The following is a 15,234-nucleotide window of genomic DNA, read 5'->3' on the forward strand; positions in this document are numbered from 1 at the left end:
ATTGCCATTTTTGTTACCGATACATGGTATTATCAGTGATGGCTTGCAGAGCGCAGCCAAAAACCCAAGTTTGAGTTTGTGAGTTTTGTTACCTTGTCTGACTCCATAGTTGAAACCACACCCCCCGTAGAGAACAGTTCCGACTCAGGCGTGCTTAATCCTGAACCGGACCCCTCCATGCAGGAGTATTATCAGCTCCAGCAGGACTTGCTAATCGTGACGGTTATATTGACAGGCGTTATTTTTGTGACGGTCTGCTTTTTTTATCCGCTCAAGATTGCTCTAAATTATTTATTAGGAGCGGTTGTAAGTGTGGTTTACTTAAGAATGTTAGCAAAAGACGTTGAGAAACTGGGTAGACAGCAACAACGTCTGAGCAAAGCTCGGTTAGGTATATTTATTGGGTTGATTGTTGTTGCAACTCAATGGAATAGCTTATCGATTCTGCCCATCTTTTTGGGATTTCTGACGTACAAAGCTGCGCTCATTCTGTATGTGCTGAAAACAGCACTGATGCCAGAGAGCTAGTCTGTTGCAGGCAAAGTCAGACTTGGGGCCTGTACTTGTAAGGGGAAGCCTTTTGAATGCAAATGCTTGAATCTTTCAACGCTATTAACTGTTTTCCCCTCGCCAGTTTGGAAGTCGGTCAGCACTTCTACTGGGAGCTGGGCAATCTAAGAGTACACGGACAGATTTTCCTCACCTCTTGGTTTGTGATAGCGGTGCTAATGTTGGCTGCTATTTTAGCAACGACCAACATTCAGCGTATTCCCAGTGGAATGCAAAATTTCATGGAGTTTGTCCTGGAATTTGTTCGCAACCTGGCTAAAGACCAAATCGGGGAAAAAGAATATCGCCCCTGGGTACCGTTTGTTGGTACATTATTTTTGTTCATCTTTGTGTCGAACTGGTCAGGGGCATTAGTTCCTTGGAAGCTCATTGAGCTACCCGCAGGAGAACTTGCCGCTCCGACGAGTGACATTAACACAACGATAGCATTAGCACTGCTGACCTCCGGGGCGTATTTTTACGCAGGTATTAGCAAAAAAGGCGTTGTCGGCTACTTTGCTGATTATGCCAAGCCAGTACCTTTTCTTGCCCCCTTCCGGGTGATTGAAGATTTCACCAAGCCTCTTTCTCTGAGCTTCCGTCTGTTCGGTAACGTGTTGGCGGATGAATTAGTAGTAGCGGTGTTGGTATTTCTGGTACCTCTATTTATTCCCCTGCCGTTGATGGTCTTGGGTTTATTCCTCGGTTCCATTCAGGCACTGATTTTTGCCACTCTAGCAGCTAACTATATTGGGGAAGCTCTAGAAGGGCATGGTGAAGAACATCACTAAAGTGAAAACTGAGTAGACCTCAAAATTCTCAGCCGAGATGAATAGTGCTGAGAGTGGAAAAGAGAATGTTGATTTGTATTGTCTTGATTGTCAATTTCGTCATTTAGGTAAGGAAATCATTATGGATCCGTTAATTGCTGCTGCTTCCGTTATTGCTGCTGCTCTAGCTGTAGGTTTAGGTGCAATTGGGCCTGGTATTGGTCAAGGAAATGCAGCTGGTCAAGCTGTAGAAGGGATTGCTCGTCAACCTGAAGCAGAAGGTAAAATTCGTGGTACTTTGCTGTTGAGCTTGGCATTCATGGAAGCTCTGACCATTTATGGTCTTGTCGTTTCTCTAGTGTTGCTATTTGCTAACCCCTTCGCGTAAAAAGTTTAGAGTTTAGGTTTTAGATAGACTGGATATTCTTCACCCAAAAAGTCTGAAATCTAAACTCTCAAACCAGACAGCATGGGAACTCTAGACACAATAACTAATGATGCACTGGACGATTCTACTCGCAGTTGAAGAAACGGCAAAAGAGGGTGGGCTATTTGATATAAATGCAACCTTGCCTCTAATGGCTGTACAATTTTTGCTCCTTGCAGTCATTTTAAATGCTATTTTTTACAAGCCACTCGGAAAAGCAATTGATGAGCGTGCCGAGTACATTCGAGAAAATAGACTGCAAGCTCAAGAGCGATTAACAAAAGCGGAAAAGTTAGCTCAACAATACGAGCAAGAACTCGCAGAAACCCGCAAGCAATCTCAAAATGTGATTGCCACCGCTCAAGCGGAAGCCCGGAAAATCGCATCGGAGAAAATGGCTGAGGCTCTACAAGAAGCCCAAAAGCTAAGAGAGCAAGCTGCTCAGGAAATTGAGCAGGAAAAGCAACAAGCTTTAGAAACTTTAGAGCAACAGATTGAACCACTCAGTCGGCAAATTCTAGAAAAGCTATTAGGGCCTGAATTGGTGAGATAACCCTCAATTATTTTAGGTCAAACTGTTAGCAGCGCAGTTATGAGAAGAACATCATGGAGACCGTAGTATTACTAGCTACAGAGGCAGCCTCTGAAGGCGAGTTTGGCTTCAACTTCGATATTTTAGACAGCAACCTGATTAACCTTGCCATATTGATTGGAGTTCTAGTCTTTTTTGGACGAGGTTTTTTAGGAAAGCTCCTCAGTGAAAGACGAGCCAATATCGAGCAGGCGATACAAGAAGCAGAGCAACGTCAAAAACAAGCCTCTGTTGCTTTAGCCGAGCAACAACAAAAGTTGACTCAAGCTCAAGCCGAAGCCGAGCGCATTCGAGCCGAAGCCCAAGAACGAGCCAAAGCCGTTCAAGCTCAAATAGAAGCTCAGGCTGTGCAGGATGTCGAACGCATGAAAGCTGCGGCAAGTCAAGAAATGGATGGAGAACGAGAACGGGCGATCGCTCAGTTACGCGCGGTAGCCGTAGCAATGGCTCTAGAACGCTCAGAAGCCAGACTAAAAGAACAACTTGACCATTCTGCTCAAGAACAATTAATTGACCGCAGTTTGGCGTTATTGTGAGGTAATGAATGAGCGCAATTGTCGGTGAAATTGTCGAGCCTTACGCACAGGCTTTGATGTCAGTAGCCAAGTCAAACAATCTAACCAACGAAATTGGAGACATTCTCCGCTCTTTGTTGGAATTGATGGAAAATTCCGAACCGTTGAGAAAGTTTTTGGGAAATCCTGTGATCAAACGGGATGACAAAAAAGCAGTGATTGGGCAAATTTTCCGCGAGGAAGCCAACCCCTACGTGCGAAACTTTGCCATGCTTTTGGTCGATAGAGGACGGATTTCCTTTCTCGAACCGATCGCCAAGCAGTATCTCGCTCTACTGCGTCAACTCAATAAAACCGTATTGGCAGAAGTCACCTCGGCGATTGAGTTAAACGATGGTCAAAAACACACCCTCTGCGAGAAAGTCAAAGGGATAACAGGCGCAGAGAATGTAGAAATCATCACCAAAACTGACCCCGATTTGCTCGGCGGTGTGATTATTAAAGTCGGTTCTCAGGTGATTGATGCCAGTCTGCGCGGTCAATTGCGTCGGATTGGAATTCGCCTGAACGCTTAACAGTTTACAGTTTACAGTGACCAGTTAAGAGTGAATACTGATAACTGCAAAACTGATAACTGTAATTGCCAATCAACAACAGAAATCTTGCAGAGCTAACGACTAGAGAACTATGGTAGCAATTAGACCAGACGAAATCAGCAGCATCATTCAACAGCAGATCCAACAGTACGACCAAGATGTAAAAGTCTCCAACGTCGGAACCGTTCTGCAAGTCGGAGATGGGATTGCTCGTATTTATGGCTTAGACAAAGCCATGTCTTCAGAACTGCTAGAGTTCCAAGATGGCACCATCGGCATCGCCCTCAACCTAGAAGAAGACAACGTGGGAGCGGTGTTGATGGGAGAAGGTCGTGGAATTGAAGAAGGTTCCTCCGTCATCGCCACCGGAAGAATTGCTGAAATTCCCGTCGGTGAAGGGATGCTGGGTCGGATTGTCGATGCTTTAGCTCGTCCCATTGATGGTAAAGGCGAAATTAACGCCTCAGAATCTCGTCTACTCGAATCTCCTGCCCCTGGAATTGTTGATCGCCGCTCCGTTTGCGAACCCATGCAAACTGGAATTACAGCGATTGATTCCATGATTCCTATCGGCAGAGGTCAGCGCGAACTGATTATTGGCGACAGACAAACAGGTAAAACCGCGATCGCGATCGACACCATTATTAACCAAAAAGGCGAAGACGTAATTTGCGTCTACGTTGCGATCGGTCAAAAAGCCTCTACCGTTGCTCAAGTAGCAGGAACCTTGGCTGAAAAAGGCGCAATGGACTATACCGTAATCGTAGCTGCCAGTGCCAGTGAACCCGCTACCTTACAATACTTAGCGCCCTACGCGGGAGCCGCGATCGCAGAATACTTCATGTACAAGGGTAAGCACACCCTCGTCATCTATGATGACTTGTCGAAGCAAGCTCAAGCCTACCGTCAAATGTCGCTGCTTCTGCGTCGTCCTCCCGGTCGGGAAGCCTATCCCGGAGATGTTTTCTATCTCCACTCTCGTCTGTTAGAACGAGCCGCCAAGTTGAACGATAAACTCGGTGGCGGAAGTATGACCGCTCTGCCGATTATTGAAACCCAAGCGGGTGACGTTTCGGCTTACATCCCCACCAACGTAATTTCCATTACCGATGGTCAGATCTTCTTATCGGCTGACTTGTTTAACTCCGGTTTACGTCCGGCTGTAAACGCAGGGATTTCAGTATCCCGTGTAGGTTCTGCCGCTCAAACCAAAGCGATTAAAAAGGTTGCAGGTAAGATTAAACTAGAGTTGGCTCAGTTTGCTGAGTTGGCGGCATTTTCTCAGTTTGCTTCTGACTTGGATGAAGCCACTCGCAAACAGTTAGGTCGGGGTGAACGCTTACGCGAACTCCTCAAACAACCCCAAAATTCGCCTCTGCAATTGTTTGAGCAGGTTGCGATTATTTACACGGGGATTAACGGTTATCTTGATGAAGTTCCGGTGGAAAAAGTGGTTTCTTTTGCTGCTGGACTGCGGGATTACCTGAAAAACAACAAGCCTAAGTATTGCGAAATCGTCCAAGGCGAAAAAGTCTTAACTGACGAAGCCGAAAATCTCCTCAAAGAAGGAATTAGCGAATTTAAGCAAACCTTCCTTGTTTCTGCTTAGTTAGGTTTTGTGACCAGTGAGAAATCCGGCATTTAGCTTTGAGAAAATCTCATTGGTCACTGTTAACAAATAACTGATAAGTGACCACGCTATGTCAAACTTAAAAGCGATTCGCGATCGCATTGCTTCAGTCAAAAATACAAAAAAAATTACTGAGGCAATGCGTTTAGTTGCCTCTGCCAAAGTTCGTCGCGCTCAAGAACAAGTCTTAGCAACTCGTCCTTTTGCTGATAAACTCGCCGGGGTTCTTTATGCCTTGCAGTCCCGTCTACAATTGGAGAATCTTGATTCTCCTTTACTCGAACAACGGGATGTTAAAAAAGTAGGATTGCTGGTGATTTCCGGCAACCGGGGTTTGTGCGGTACCTACAACAGCAATATTATCAAACGGGCGGAAAGTCGCGCTAAAGAATTGATGGCTGAAGGGGTTGAATGCACTTATATCCTAGTCGGACGTAAAGCCATTCAGTATTTTCAACGCCGGGATGTACCAATTCAGAAAAAGACTGAAAACCCTGAAAAAACTCCCCCAGGCGATAAAGTTGCAGAATCGGCGGAAGAAGTTCTTTCGTTATTTTTATCAGGAGAAGTGGATCGGATAGAATTAATTTACACGAAATTTGTTTCGTTGATTAGTTCACGGCCTGTGGTTCAAACACTCCTTCCCCTTACTCTTCAAGGCTTGGAAGTTCAAGATGATGAAGTCTTCCGCCTGACGACAAGCGGGGGACACCTGGATGTTACTCGTGAAAAAGTCGCAATCACGCCGAAAACTCTACCCCGTGATATGATTTTTGAACAAGATCCAGTGCAAATTCTGGATGCTTTGTTACCTTTGTATTTGACTAACCAGCTTTTACGGGCGTGGCAAGAATCAACCGCGAGTGAGTTAGCCGCCAGGATGACTGCAATGAGTAACGCCAGTGAGAATGCTGGAGAGTTGATGAAAAGCTTGACGTTATCCTACAACAAAGCTCGACAAGCTGCAATTACTCAGGAACTCTTAGAAGTTGTTGGTGGTGCGGAAGCGCTCAACGGTTAAACGACATCTGCCTAAAATTTGCGATACACCATCAGGGTTGTGAAATTCACAGCCCTTTTCTTCATTCCATAAGAGAGTTATAGCAGAGAAAGAGTTGATTAGGACACTGTTTTTCTGTCAAATCCTTTTATGATAAAGGTTTCAATTCTGTCTCCAGTCTCGGTGTCTCCTGATTTCTGCTATATGTATTTAGAAATCTGTAGCGTCCATCAGACAATAGGGCGATGATCTCCTCAATAAATGAGAACTCAATGCAATAAACTGGTTTGTTTTAAAAGGGATCACAGCAGCTCGGACTCCTATTTAGTCTAGCCTCTAGCTTCCTTCTCACCCCGTCAGCCTGAACTGCCATCCTCAGAATAAACAAAAACGGGAGCGGTTGATTACCTGCCGTCCCGTCTGCCGATCCTTTGAGAGGAGAACACTAAAACTTACTATAGCCTTATTGAAAATAATTGTCAAATATTTGGAGTGTTTTGATCGAACCTGCCGAAAAATCAGGAGAATTGATCAGAACGGCAGCACTGGCGAGTTATGATAGTTGAGGATTTCCAGCAGATAGAATCGGCTCTATGGCTTTGCAACTGCGTATTTATGTTCCTCCTCATCCGTTGATCAAGCACTGGCTCTCGGTGGCTCGTGACGTGAATACCCCCTCGGCGATTTTTCGTTCCGCGATGACAGAATTGGGGCGATGGCTCACCTATGAAGCGGTGCGAGACTGGCTTCCCATCCTAGAAACGACAGTGCAAACGCCTCTGGCGGAATGTCCAGCGACTTATGTCAATCCTCAAGTTCCCTTAGCGGTGATTCCGATTTTACGAGCGGGGTTAGCTTTAATGGAGGGAATTCAAAGCGTTGTCCCCCTAACTTCGGTGTATCATCTGGGCATGGTACGCAACGAGGAAACTTTAGAATGTAGTTGCTATCTCAACAAACTGCCTCCAGCTTTTGATCCTCAAACTCGTGTATTAGTCAGTGAACCGATGCTGGCGACAGGCGGAACGATAATGGCGACGATGGAGGAATTAACCAAACGTGGAGTCGATCCGGAGTTAACGCGGATTATTTCAATTGTAGCCGCTCCCCCAGCGTTACAACGGTTGAGTGTAGCCTATCCTCAGCTTAAGGTGTATACGGCGATTATTGATGAGACAGTAAATGACAATGGGTTTATTGTACCCGGCTTAGGGGATGCTGGCGATCGCACCTTTGGGACGCACGAAGGGTAAAATAAAGCTATTGAGAAGAGAAAACCGCATATGAGTAATCGAGAAGGATTTACCAGTGGATTGATGATCGGAGCGACTTTGGGGAGTATGATTGGTGGCGTTTTAGGGGTGGTGTTAGCCTCGCGAATGTCCAATGAAAACTCAAGCAGTCAGCTACTCGAAGCGAAAAAAACCAAGAAGAAATCCCCTCAACACGACGCCGAGAATATCGAGATAGCCCGTTTGAGTCTTGAAGATAAAATTGCTCAACTCAATCAGGCGATTGATGATGTTCGCCAACAGTTGGGAAGCGTTAACGGTAATGTTACCCCGGAAAACTCCGAATCGCTGCAAGAGGATGCCTGAGACGGGAACATCCTCCTAGAACCTAAAATGTGATAAACTATCAAAGACAAGGCAAACTTTAAAATTGAGTAGAAAATCAATAAACTTCTATGAGTTCCCCAATACTACTTCTGGCTAATACAATAGCTCAGTTTCTACAAATTTATATGGTTCTAATCTTTATTAGAATCTTGTTAAGTTGGTTTCCGAATGTGGATTGGAGTAATCCTTTCTTCTCGGTTTTAAGTCAGTTGACCGATCCTTATTTGAATGTTTTTCGTTCCATTATTCCCCCCTTGGGAGGAATTGACTTTTCGGCTATTATTGCCATTTTTCTCTTGCAAATTGTGGCTGGAATTCTCCCCCAACTTTTGTATAGTTTGGTATAAAAGTCAAAGATTCAGGTTGGGTGCTTCAGTCGCGTTACCCAACCTAACAGTTGATTCAAGTTGATTATCGACCAATTCGAGCCGTAAACCCAGAGGCTTTGAACTGTTTTAAGCTTAAAGGCGGTTTGAGATTGGTTGGCACAGAAATTCTAATCTCAAAATCAGTTACCACACCCGGAGGAACTTCAGGAATACTTCCGAGGCGAGTCCTGTTTTCCATGACTCTATTTCCATTGGCATCATAGATGCGACCAAACACATCCGCATCCACGACATATTTTCCCGTAGTATTCTTCGCTTTTCCTGTGATCATATAACAGTTAGCAGCTTGGGAAGAAAAACTGGAAGTCATTCCTTCTGCAAATTCAGCCGGACAGTCTTTTAAACCTAAATCATAAATTTCTACAGGAATCAAGGCTAAAGCAGGCGGAGTCCAAAACCAAGTCAAAAGACTGATAAAACCTGCCAATAAAACACTGGGAAAGATTCGCGATCGCATAAATCTGACCTTTTCGATTTAAACTCTAGCTTACCGCAAATCAGCACTGAAACACCATTAACTTCCTGCGAGCAGCATCTCCTTAGCGTTTGGGTTGACGAAAGTGCTTTTGATTTCCCTTAACCCAAATATAAAACATTACCCCAGCAAACATCATACTCCCTCCTATTCCGATAATCCCAAAGAAAACAATATAAAGATGTTCTGCTGTGTCTGCTTTGATTAAAGATTGTTTTGCAAGTTCAATCATCTCTGCTAGGATAATCCCACAAACAAACAAAGAGGGAAACCCTAAAAATAGCCAACTACTCCACATTACCCACCGAGGAGCATTCCCCTTAGAAAGATTACGATAGGCGGAACCTTCTAAACCAATTGACTCTAGGGGTTCAAAGCCCGAATAAATCTTTTCTGGATTTTGAAACGGGTGGGAAGGCGGAATTTCAATAAACTGCTTTGAGTATTCATTCGACGGCTTGGGGAATTGAAAATCATCATTGTCGTTAGAATTCATGGGAGTTTTTCCTAATCTCTTGACTCAGATTCAAGAGATATTTCAAATATAACCACCAGACGGGTCTACTGTCTGTAATCAAATTGTGTAGAAATACTTAGAAAAGAGTGACTCATTCTAACAAATTGTAAACAATGTAAAATTACAATAACCCTAACTGTTGTTGGAGAGACTGACGCATCACATCAATAGGAACCTCTTGTTGTAGCCAAAGCTGTAAAGCCGCAGCACCTTGTTGTACTAACATTTCCAAGCCATCAATAATAATCGCACCTTTCGCTTTAGCGAGGGTTAAAAATTGAGTGGGGTGAGGCGTATAAATCAAATCATAAGCAATTATATCCGATTTGATTCGATTCATCACCTCTTCTTCTAGGGGAGAATCTTCGACATGAGGATACATCCCAACTGGCGTCGTATTCACTAATAAATCAGCTTGATGAATGATCTCCGATAAACTCTCCCAAGTCTGAACGTTTAGCGATAAAGCCAAAGGAGAATTTAACCAACTCTGCTGAAATGCTTCTAACTTTTGTAGATTTCTTCCAACGACATAAATATTGGTAATTCCTAACTCCACACATCCAGCGACAACCGCCCGAGAAGCACCGCCATTCCCTAAAATAACGGCAGTTTTTTCAGACCAAGAAATGTTAAAATCCTGTAGAGGAGCAAGAAAACCAATAACATCAGTATTGGTTCCTTCCCAACCTTTGGAAGTTCGCCAAACCGTATTAACAGCACCCACCGCTTCCGCTACTTTAGAGACTTGAGAGAGTCGAGAAAGAATCGCCTGTTTATGGGGAATCGTCACATTAAATCCCTCAACTCCTATGGCTGCAAATCCCGCTAAAGCCACATCTAAATCAGTAGATTTAATCGGAAAAGGAAGATAAATGTAATCGACTCCCATCTCAGTAATCGCAGCATTGTGCATAACAGGAGAGAGAGAATGTTCAATCGGATCACCAATCACACCCAGGAGTTTTGTTGTCCCTTTAATCATAAATTTCTTCAGGCTCAGTCCTTCATTATTATTGCATGAATTGAGAACCTTCTAATATCCCTTACTCAAAACCTCAACAACCCCAAATCAATCTATCCATTACAATGTCCGTTATAACTCACGCCACGCCCACTCTTCTCAACAAGACCCGAGAAACCGGGTTCGATAACGAAAAATATAGGCAAGCCTATTGCAGTTACCAGAAACCCGGTTTCTGACACTAGAAGATCTAAATTATAAGCGAAACTCTGGGGCTTCAATTAAAATGGGATTAACATCAAACCAAAGGTCTTTACGGTAATGATATTCAAAGACCCACAAACTCCGCAGCAGCGTTTGATAATCTGTTAAACCACTTAATTTTTTAGTTTTCCCAACCAGACGCAACATTTCCCATTCATTGGATTCAATCGCTAATAATAACTGATGACGACGTTGCAAAATCACATCTTCCAAAGCCTCCCTAGACAGAGGTGGATCTTGTTTTTGCAAACAGCTATATAATAAAACAAGCAACGTCCTAACATGACCCCCACTCATAATACACAAGCGATCTAATGTTTCCGATGTGTCAAAAACTTGAGTGATCAAAGCAGAATATTGATCCGGTTGAATGTCAGGAAAAGATCGCGCCATTACCATTTGTCGCAATAATTCTATCCCTTCTTCGCAGGGAGTTTCATCTTGAAAACGCACCGGAACCATCGGTAATGTTTTCGGATCACCCCCAAATCGATTAGTGAGTCGTCCTAAATCATTCGAGAAAATTAAACCCAACGGAATCGTATAAACAACATGACAACTTAACTGATTTAATTGATCACCGCGATCAATAAATAGATATTCCGGTTGAGGTCTTCCGGTGGCGGTTCTCGAACTCATAATTCGATCCAGATTATCAACAATCACCACCAATCCTTGTTTACCTTGCTGTTTGAGTTGTTCAATCGACGGTTCCAGCAATTCTTGATTAATCGCTTGTAAAATCGTGTTGGTACGCGGTTCTAAATATTGACGTAAACGAGTTCGTAAGTCGCGACTATCTCTGGCTTTAGCAGTAATTTTACCAATTCCCAAAGAGAGAGAAAATTCTCCGTCTGTATTCGCACTGACGCTTCCCAACGCCGGGAGATCTGCTTGAATATCAATCTGTGCTTGCAGAACATTGGCTAAACCCTGAAGTAAGGCTTTAAAACCTGTGGGTTGCAATTGAATATTCAGTTGCTCTATACTTTCACTCACCTGACGAGCGATCGCCAGCAAAATATCAGTAATGTCTACATCCGCCATATCGAGATCTTTACTCGATTCAAAGTAGACCACATGAAAATCTTGTTCTTCTAACTCCGCCTTCAGTCGTAACAACTCAGTAGACTTTCCTGAGCCAATATGTCCGGTAAAAAGCTGACAAGTGGGATTATCAGGAGAAAGGCGAGTAATCGTCCGGGCGATTTGTTCAATCAGTTTCCCACCCCGAACTTCTGAGAAATCAATGTAATATTGTCGATCTTCTATTGTACCAAAATTTAGCGTTTTTGCGGGATTAGAAGCCCGAAAAAATCTGCGTAAATTGAGTTCCATTGTTGTCCACCCAAGCCAAACCAGTGTCCGTAAACTCTCATTCTTGCGGTTATTCTTTGAATCAGTAGGGAACAGCAAAATCAACCTCTATTTGCTAGCCAGTATCCCAGTGATAATCCTAAGCCAGAAGTTGTAGCGAGAATTATAAAAGTATAAAACTCATTGAATGACTCGAGCAATTTTTCACCAGAAACCATTTGCGCGATCACTCCAGAGATCACGGTAATAGCACCCCAAGTTCCAAAAATCACTTCTAAGCCCGTTTTCTCAATCGCTCGGATGACGGCGTTTTGTCCTGCACCCGCCCATGCGCCTAACCAAGCACCGAACCCAAATCCAAAGACGCTTCCTGCACCTATTTTGCTCCGGGTTTTAGCTTCAGAGAAAGCTTTATCAGAAACCATTCCCATCGTCGTCCCTATGAGCGCCCCTAGCATACCCCCCAACAGCGCTCCCCGCCAATCTCCCGTTTTGCTTCCCGCCACTAATCCGGCGATCGCCGAAATTCCTGCAATCGTCAGTATCCATAAAATCGCTTTAATTTTGGCTTCTGAACCAGCGATCGCCCCCAACACAACACCAATCACAGCCCAAACCGTCCCTGTGACAATTCCTCCAGCTTGATTTCCCGCCACCCATCCAGCAATTCCCCCTGCAACCATCAAAGCTATAAACCAGGAATGCTCAAAGCGTTTCCCACTACTGGCGGAAATAGCGCTCGTTAGCCACAGGATGAGGGCGAGAATTTCATTCCACAACGGGATGGATAACATTGTTAAAATCCAACCGATCAGGGTGTAACCCAAAAAAGTACCTGTTAGCCATCCCCAAGGAATTAAAGGCGTATCTGGAGAGGAAACCGGAGAATCAACAGGGGTCGGGGAATCCCGAGCAACTCTGGCTGTCTGAAAATTGAAATCCGTCGCTTCAGGTGAACTCGACGGGGCGGGTTGTGAGGTTCGTCGAACATAAACAGAAACTTGCGGATCACTCAATCGCGATCGCAAATAAACATAAGCATAATTTATTTCTTTAAATTTTTGTTCAGCCTCAGCCTGTAAGCGAGAATCGTGGGGGTAACGATCAGGATGCCAAATCAATGCCAAATTTCGATAAGCCTGCTTTACGTCGTCGAGAGAAGCACCAGGCTGAAGATTTAAGATTCGGTAGTAGTATTCTATCTCATCCACGTTTTAGACTAATAGCGAAATCTGACTAGCAGTGGCGAATCGTTTGAGTCAGTATTTGATAACAATTGGTCATCACCTCAAACGGCAATATTTTTGTATTTTTGATGACCACTCAAACAGACCCTGATTAAATTTAGGGTTCAATTCCATGATAGTTCAAAAGTCCCAGAGAACGATGAAAGACGTAAAACTTGGAAAATATCTCACCCTAGAAGCCTTTTGTACCTGCACTCAGACTTATCAAAAATATGCCAACCAGATTAATCCCTATCCCGATTCGACCGAAAGTATTGTCGCCATTCAAGCATTAAATCAATTCCTGATTGATCCCATTATTCACTATTTTGGTATCGAACGATTTCAACTCACCTATGGGTTTTGTTCAAAAGATTTAAAACGGTTTCTTGAAAAAAAAGATCCGATAACCGGACTCAAAAATGGTCGAGTTGCACCCAACCTCGATCAACACATGGCACATGAAGTCAAAAAAAATGGTCAATATTATTGTGATCGACTGGGTGCGGCTTGTGATTGTCTAATTAAAAATTTAGAGAGTGATCAATTTATTGATTGGATTTTAGCAACAAATTTGCCTTTTGATTCCCTTTATTTTTATGGTCAAAACAGACCCATTCATCTCAGTTATGGGCCGCAACAAAAACGCGATATCTGGACGTTTAACACAGCAGGTTTACCCACAAAAAAAGGCACAGAACGTTGGAGCAAAGACCGTTAACAGTTAACAGTTATCACGGGTCACTGATAACTGTTTAATAACGACATAAAGCGGCTTTTCGACTATCAAATAACTTCACAATTCCATCTGTTACCGTCTTTTTAACATGAGCATCACAACCGGCTAAAAATTCCTCTGGAGAAATCACATTTTGAAAGAATTCTTGAGCGCGGTTTCGTTGGTGTCGAATCTCATCAAACCCCATAGATTTAACCATGTAAGTCGCTAGAGGAGAGTTTTTAATATCATAGGATGCGTTTTGAGTGCGTCCTTTATCTAACAGCGTTAAAACCTGTTGTTCTAACTGATGTTTAGGTTCATAAGGATGGGAAATTTCCGGTAAAAAATCAACCAAAGAAGCCGCCACAAAGTTTTCAGTGGGCATTTCTCCCATCAAAGTCGAAACCGGAATGACTCGGCCAAAGCGGAGAGAAAGGGCTTCTAGAAAAGCAATTGTAAACAGTTTACTACCGAGATAGAGTTGTCCAACTGCAATATTTTTGCGAGCGCTCTCGACTAAATGTTGATAAACTTCATCTTCCGGATATCCCTGAAACTGATGAAAAATCACTTCCGGCTTAATAAAATTGAGAAAGCCTTCCATCTTTTGTAAGGCGGTACGATATTGATTAATTGTATAAGAACTGGAATATTTTAGATGATGATTAGTTTCGGGGAGTAAATTCCAAGTATTATCTAAAAATCGAGCCGGATTCGGATGAGCAAAACTGCCGACATCTCGATTAGAAAGGCGCACGGAGCGGATAATATTAGCCTTCAATTCCTGATCTGTTAGCTTCAGATTCAACTGTTGAGTAATCGCTTGTAAACGGCGATATAAAATATCACTATTGTTGAGTCCTTCTGCATTATGAGTTCGGAAAGGAATCGTGGCTTCAATACAAGCAACAATTTGAAGAATCAATTCTGGCGGAATAAATGAATCCAGAACCTTCGCCGCCACCAAGGCACTCAAAAACTCATTTTGTCCCTCCAAAGGAGAAAGTGTCTGACTGGGGGCAAAATAAAAAACCCGCATCACCATCTCAAAACTCTGGTCAGGGGGCAATTGAGAACTATCGCGAATGATCAGACGCTCTCCGACCTGTCGGATAAACGGAACAATGTAATAACTTAAATTAAAATTAACACTTTGATCGACCTGTACATAAACAACATCGTGAAATAAAGCGGCCAGAACCTCAATAGCATCCTCCGACCCACCCACTTCAAAAATGTGTTCTGGCGTGTGAAAATAACGCCAAGGCCCTGTCATCGTCTGGACGATGAGTTCTGTAATTTTAGCTAACTCCTGGCGTTCTACAGCAATATCAAGCTGACTCATCGCCCAAACTAACTTATCAAGGCACTGTTGGTTGTAATCCGGTTCAACACTCATCCGACCTTCGCACATTACGTTTGTCATTGTTTCAATCACCGAACGCGGCGAAAAACGCTTTTGACCTAGCCGAAGCTATAGGTTTTCCTGCAATGATTGATTCAGACCAGTATGGATTCTTGATTACCTACCAGTGACTCGTCTGATTCCCCGAATTGGTGCCCTTGTACAAACTGGATACCCAAAGGGTAGTTTACACGTTAGTCGGGTGGGTGATCGACTAACGAACATTTTAGCATTTATTATCGGTTACAAAGGCTTCTG

The 15,234-nt window shown here is 43.5% G+C and carries 18 protein-coding genes; 12 read left to right on the forward strand and 6 right to left on the reverse strand.

Features of this window, described 5'->3' with window-relative positions; translation table 11 throughout:
- Positions 1–177: 177 nt before the first annotated feature.
- The 11 genes from VB836_RS21220 (at position 178) to VB836_RS21270 (ending at position 8,045) form a co-directional block, all read left to right on the forward strand.
- On the forward strand, positions 178–528 hold the full coding sequence (locus VB836_RS21220) for an ATP synthase subunit I (RefSeq protein WP_046280906.1): 351 nt from the start codon (positions 178–180) through the stop codon (positions 526–528).
- A 56-nt stretch (positions 529–584) separates the two neighbouring features.
- Complete coding sequence (atpB, locus tag VB836_RS21225) at positions 585–1,340, forward strand: F0F1 ATP synthase subunit A (protein WP_046280905.1); 756 nt, start codon at positions 585–587, stop codon at positions 1,338–1,340.
- A gap of 121 nt (positions 1,341–1,461) precedes the next feature.
- Entirely contained in the window at positions 1,462–1,707 is a 246-nt protein-coding gene (gene atpE, locus VB836_RS21230) for an ATP synthase F0 subunit C (protein WP_009782610.1), read from the forward strand.
- A gap of 106 nt (positions 1,708–1,813) precedes the next feature.
- Positions 1,814–2,299 (forward strand): F0F1 ATP synthase subunit B', encoded by a 486-nt coding sequence (locus VB836_RS21235; protein ID WP_046280904.1) that lies wholly within the window; start codon positions 1,814–1,816, stop codon positions 2,297–2,299.
- A 53-nt stretch (positions 2,300–2,352) separates the two neighbouring features.
- Positions 2,353–2,874 (forward strand): F0F1 ATP synthase subunit B, encoded by a 522-nt coding sequence (locus tag VB836_RS21240; RefSeq protein WP_323222300.1) that lies wholly within the window; start codon positions 2,353–2,355, stop codon positions 2,872–2,874.
- An 8-nt stretch (positions 2,875–2,882) separates the two neighbouring features.
- Positions 2,883–3,428 (forward strand): ATP synthase F1 subunit delta, encoded by a 546-nt coding sequence (gene atpH, locus VB836_RS21245; protein WP_323222302.1) that lies wholly within the window; start codon positions 2,883–2,885, stop codon positions 3,426–3,428.
- Positions 3,429–3,540: 112 nt separating this feature from the next.
- Entirely contained in the window at positions 3,541–5,058 is a 1,518-nt protein-coding gene (atpA, locus tag VB836_RS21250; protein WP_046280901.1) for a F0F1 ATP synthase subunit alpha, read from the forward strand.
- 91 nt (positions 5,059–5,149) lie between these two features.
- Positions 5,150–6,100: a F0F1 ATP synthase subunit gamma gene (locus tag VB836_RS21255; RefSeq protein ID WP_323222304.1), complete on the forward strand. Its 951-nt coding sequence runs from the start codon at positions 5,150–5,152 to the stop codon at positions 6,098–6,100.
- Between the two features lie 572 nt (positions 6,101–6,672).
- Entirely contained in the window at positions 6,673–7,332 is a 660-nt protein-coding gene (gene upp / locus VB836_RS21260; protein WP_046280899.1) for a uracil phosphoribosyltransferase, read from the forward strand.
- 30 nt (positions 7,333–7,362) lie between these two features.
- A complete protein-coding gene (locus VB836_RS21265) occupies positions 7,363–7,677 on the forward strand; it encodes a hypothetical protein (protein ID WP_323222306.1) in 315 nt (104 codons plus the stop codon).
- A gap of 89 nt (positions 7,678–7,766) precedes the next feature.
- Positions 7,767–8,045 carry a YggT family protein gene (locus VB836_RS21270; RefSeq protein WP_323222308.1) on the forward strand — a complete coding sequence of 93 codons (279 nt, stop codon included), beginning with the start codon at positions 7,767–7,769 and terminating at the stop codon, positions 8,043–8,045.
- Positions 8,046–8,109: 64 nt separating this feature from the next.
- Here VB836_RS21270 and VB836_RS21275 read toward each other — a convergent pair whose 3' ends face one another.
- From VB836_RS21275 to VB836_RS21295, 5 genes are all read right to left on the reverse strand, one after another.
- The gene (locus VB836_RS21275; protein WP_323222310.1) at positions 8,110–8,544 is read right to left on the reverse strand and encodes an FxLYD domain-containing protein; all 435 of its coding nucleotides are present in this window, start codon (positions 8,542–8,544) and stop codon (positions 8,110–8,112) included.
- A gap of 82 nt (positions 8,545–8,626) precedes the next feature.
- On the reverse strand, positions 8,627–9,058 hold the full coding sequence (locus tag VB836_RS21280) for a hypothetical protein (RefSeq protein WP_323222312.1): 432 nt from the start codon (positions 9,056–9,058) through the stop codon (positions 8,627–8,629).
- 142 nt (positions 9,059–9,200) lie between these two features.
- Positions 9,201–10,064 carry a shikimate dehydrogenase gene (locus VB836_RS21285; protein ID WP_323222315.1) on the reverse strand — a complete coding sequence of 288 codons (864 nt, stop codon included), beginning with the start codon at positions 10,062–10,064 and terminating at the stop codon, positions 9,201–9,203.
- Between the two features lie 234 nt (positions 10,065–10,298).
- A complete protein-coding gene (locus tag VB836_RS21290; protein WP_323222317.1) occupies positions 10,299–11,645 on the reverse strand; it encodes a P-loop NTPase fold protein in 1,347 nt (448 codons plus the stop codon).
- 80 nt (positions 11,646–11,725) lie between these two features.
- Positions 11,726–12,835, reverse strand: a complete 1,110-nt coding sequence (locus VB836_RS21295; protein ID WP_323222318.1) for a J domain-containing protein — start codon at positions 12,833–12,835, stop codon at positions 11,726–11,728.
- Between the two features lie 175 nt (positions 12,836–13,010).
- Here VB836_RS21295 and VB836_RS21300 point away from each other — a divergent pair, with 175 nt between their 5' ends.
- Complete coding sequence (locus VB836_RS21300) at positions 13,011–13,571, forward strand: hypothetical protein (protein ID WP_323222320.1); 561 nt, start codon at positions 13,011–13,013, stop codon at positions 13,569–13,571.
- 34 nt (positions 13,572–13,605) lie between these two features.
- Here VB836_RS21300 and VB836_RS21305 read toward each other — a convergent pair whose 3' ends face one another.
- Positions 13,606–14,970, reverse strand: coding sequence for a hypothetical protein (locus tag VB836_RS21305; protein ID WP_323222386.1), 1,365 nt, complete (start codon positions 14,968–14,970; stop codon positions 13,606–13,608).
- Positions 14,971–15,234: the final 264 nt, after the last annotated feature.

This window comes from Limnoraphis robusta BA-68 BA1, from assembly GCF_034932365.1.
Classification (GTDB): Bacteria; Cyanobacteriota; Cyanobacteriia; order Cyanobacteriales; family Microcoleaceae; genus Capilliphycus; species Capilliphycus robustus.

Excerpts from the sequence above, each read along its gene's own strand:
- VB836_RS21285 (WP_323222315.1), bottom strand. The coding sequence starts at position 10,064 with ATGATTAAAGGGACAACAAAACTCCTGGGTGTGATTGGTGATCCGATT.
- VB836_RS21235 (WP_046280904.1), top strand. The coding sequence starts at position 1,814 with ATGATGCACTGGACGATTCTACTCGCAGTTGAAGAAACGGCAAAAGAG.
- VB836_RS21305 (WP_323222386.1), bottom strand. The coding sequence starts at position 14,970 with ATGAGTGTTGAACCGGATTACAACCAACAGTGCCTTGATAAGTTAGTT.
- atpE (WP_009782610.1), top strand. The coding sequence starts at position 1,462 with ATGGATCCGTTAATTGCTGCTGCTTCCGTTATTGCTGCTGCTCTAGCT.
- atpA (WP_046280901.1), top strand. The coding sequence starts at position 3,541 with ATGGTAGCAATTAGACCAGACGAAATCAGCAGCATCATTCAACAGCAG.
- VB836_RS21240 (WP_323222300.1), top strand. The coding sequence starts at position 2,353 with ATGGAGACCGTAGTATTACTAGCTACAGAGGCAGCCTCTGAAGGCGAG.
- VB836_RS21300 (WP_323222320.1), top strand. The coding sequence starts at position 13,011 with ATGAAAGACGTAAAACTTGGAAAATATCTCACCCTAGAAGCCTTTTGT.
- VB836_RS21270 (WP_323222308.1), top strand. The coding sequence starts at position 7,767 with ATGAGTTCCCCAATACTACTTCTGGCTAATACAATAGCTCAGTTTCTA.
- atpB (WP_046280905.1), top strand. The coding sequence starts at position 585 with ATGCAAATGCTTGAATCTTTCAACGCTATTAACTGTTTTCCCCTCGCC.
- VB836_RS21255 (WP_323222304.1), top strand. The coding sequence starts at position 5,150 with ATGTCAAACTTAAAAGCGATTCGCGATCGCATTGCTTCAGTCAAAAAT.
- upp (WP_046280899.1), top strand. The coding sequence starts at position 6,673 with ATGGCTTTGCAACTGCGTATTTATGTTCCTCCTCATCCGTTGATCAAG.
- VB836_RS21280 (WP_323222312.1), bottom strand. The coding sequence starts at position 9,058 with ATGAATTCTAACGACAATGATGATTTTCAATTCCCCAAGCCGTCGAAT.
- atpH (WP_323222302.1), top strand. The coding sequence starts at position 2,883 with ATGAGCGCAATTGTCGGTGAAATTGTCGAGCCTTACGCACAGGCTTTG.
- VB836_RS21275 (WP_323222310.1), bottom strand. The coding sequence starts at position 8,544 with ATGCGATCGCGAATCTTTCCCAGTGTTTTATTGGCAGGTTTTATCAGT.
- VB836_RS21290 (WP_323222317.1), bottom strand. The coding sequence starts at position 11,645 with ATGGAACTCAATTTACGCAGATTTTTTCGGGCTTCTAATCCCGCAAAA.
- VB836_RS21220 (WP_046280906.1), top strand. The coding sequence starts at position 178 with ATGCAGGAGTATTATCAGCTCCAGCAGGACTTGCTAATCGTGACGGTT.
- VB836_RS21265 (WP_323222306.1), top strand. The coding sequence starts at position 7,363 with ATGAGTAATCGAGAAGGATTTACCAGTGGATTGATGATCGGAGCGACT.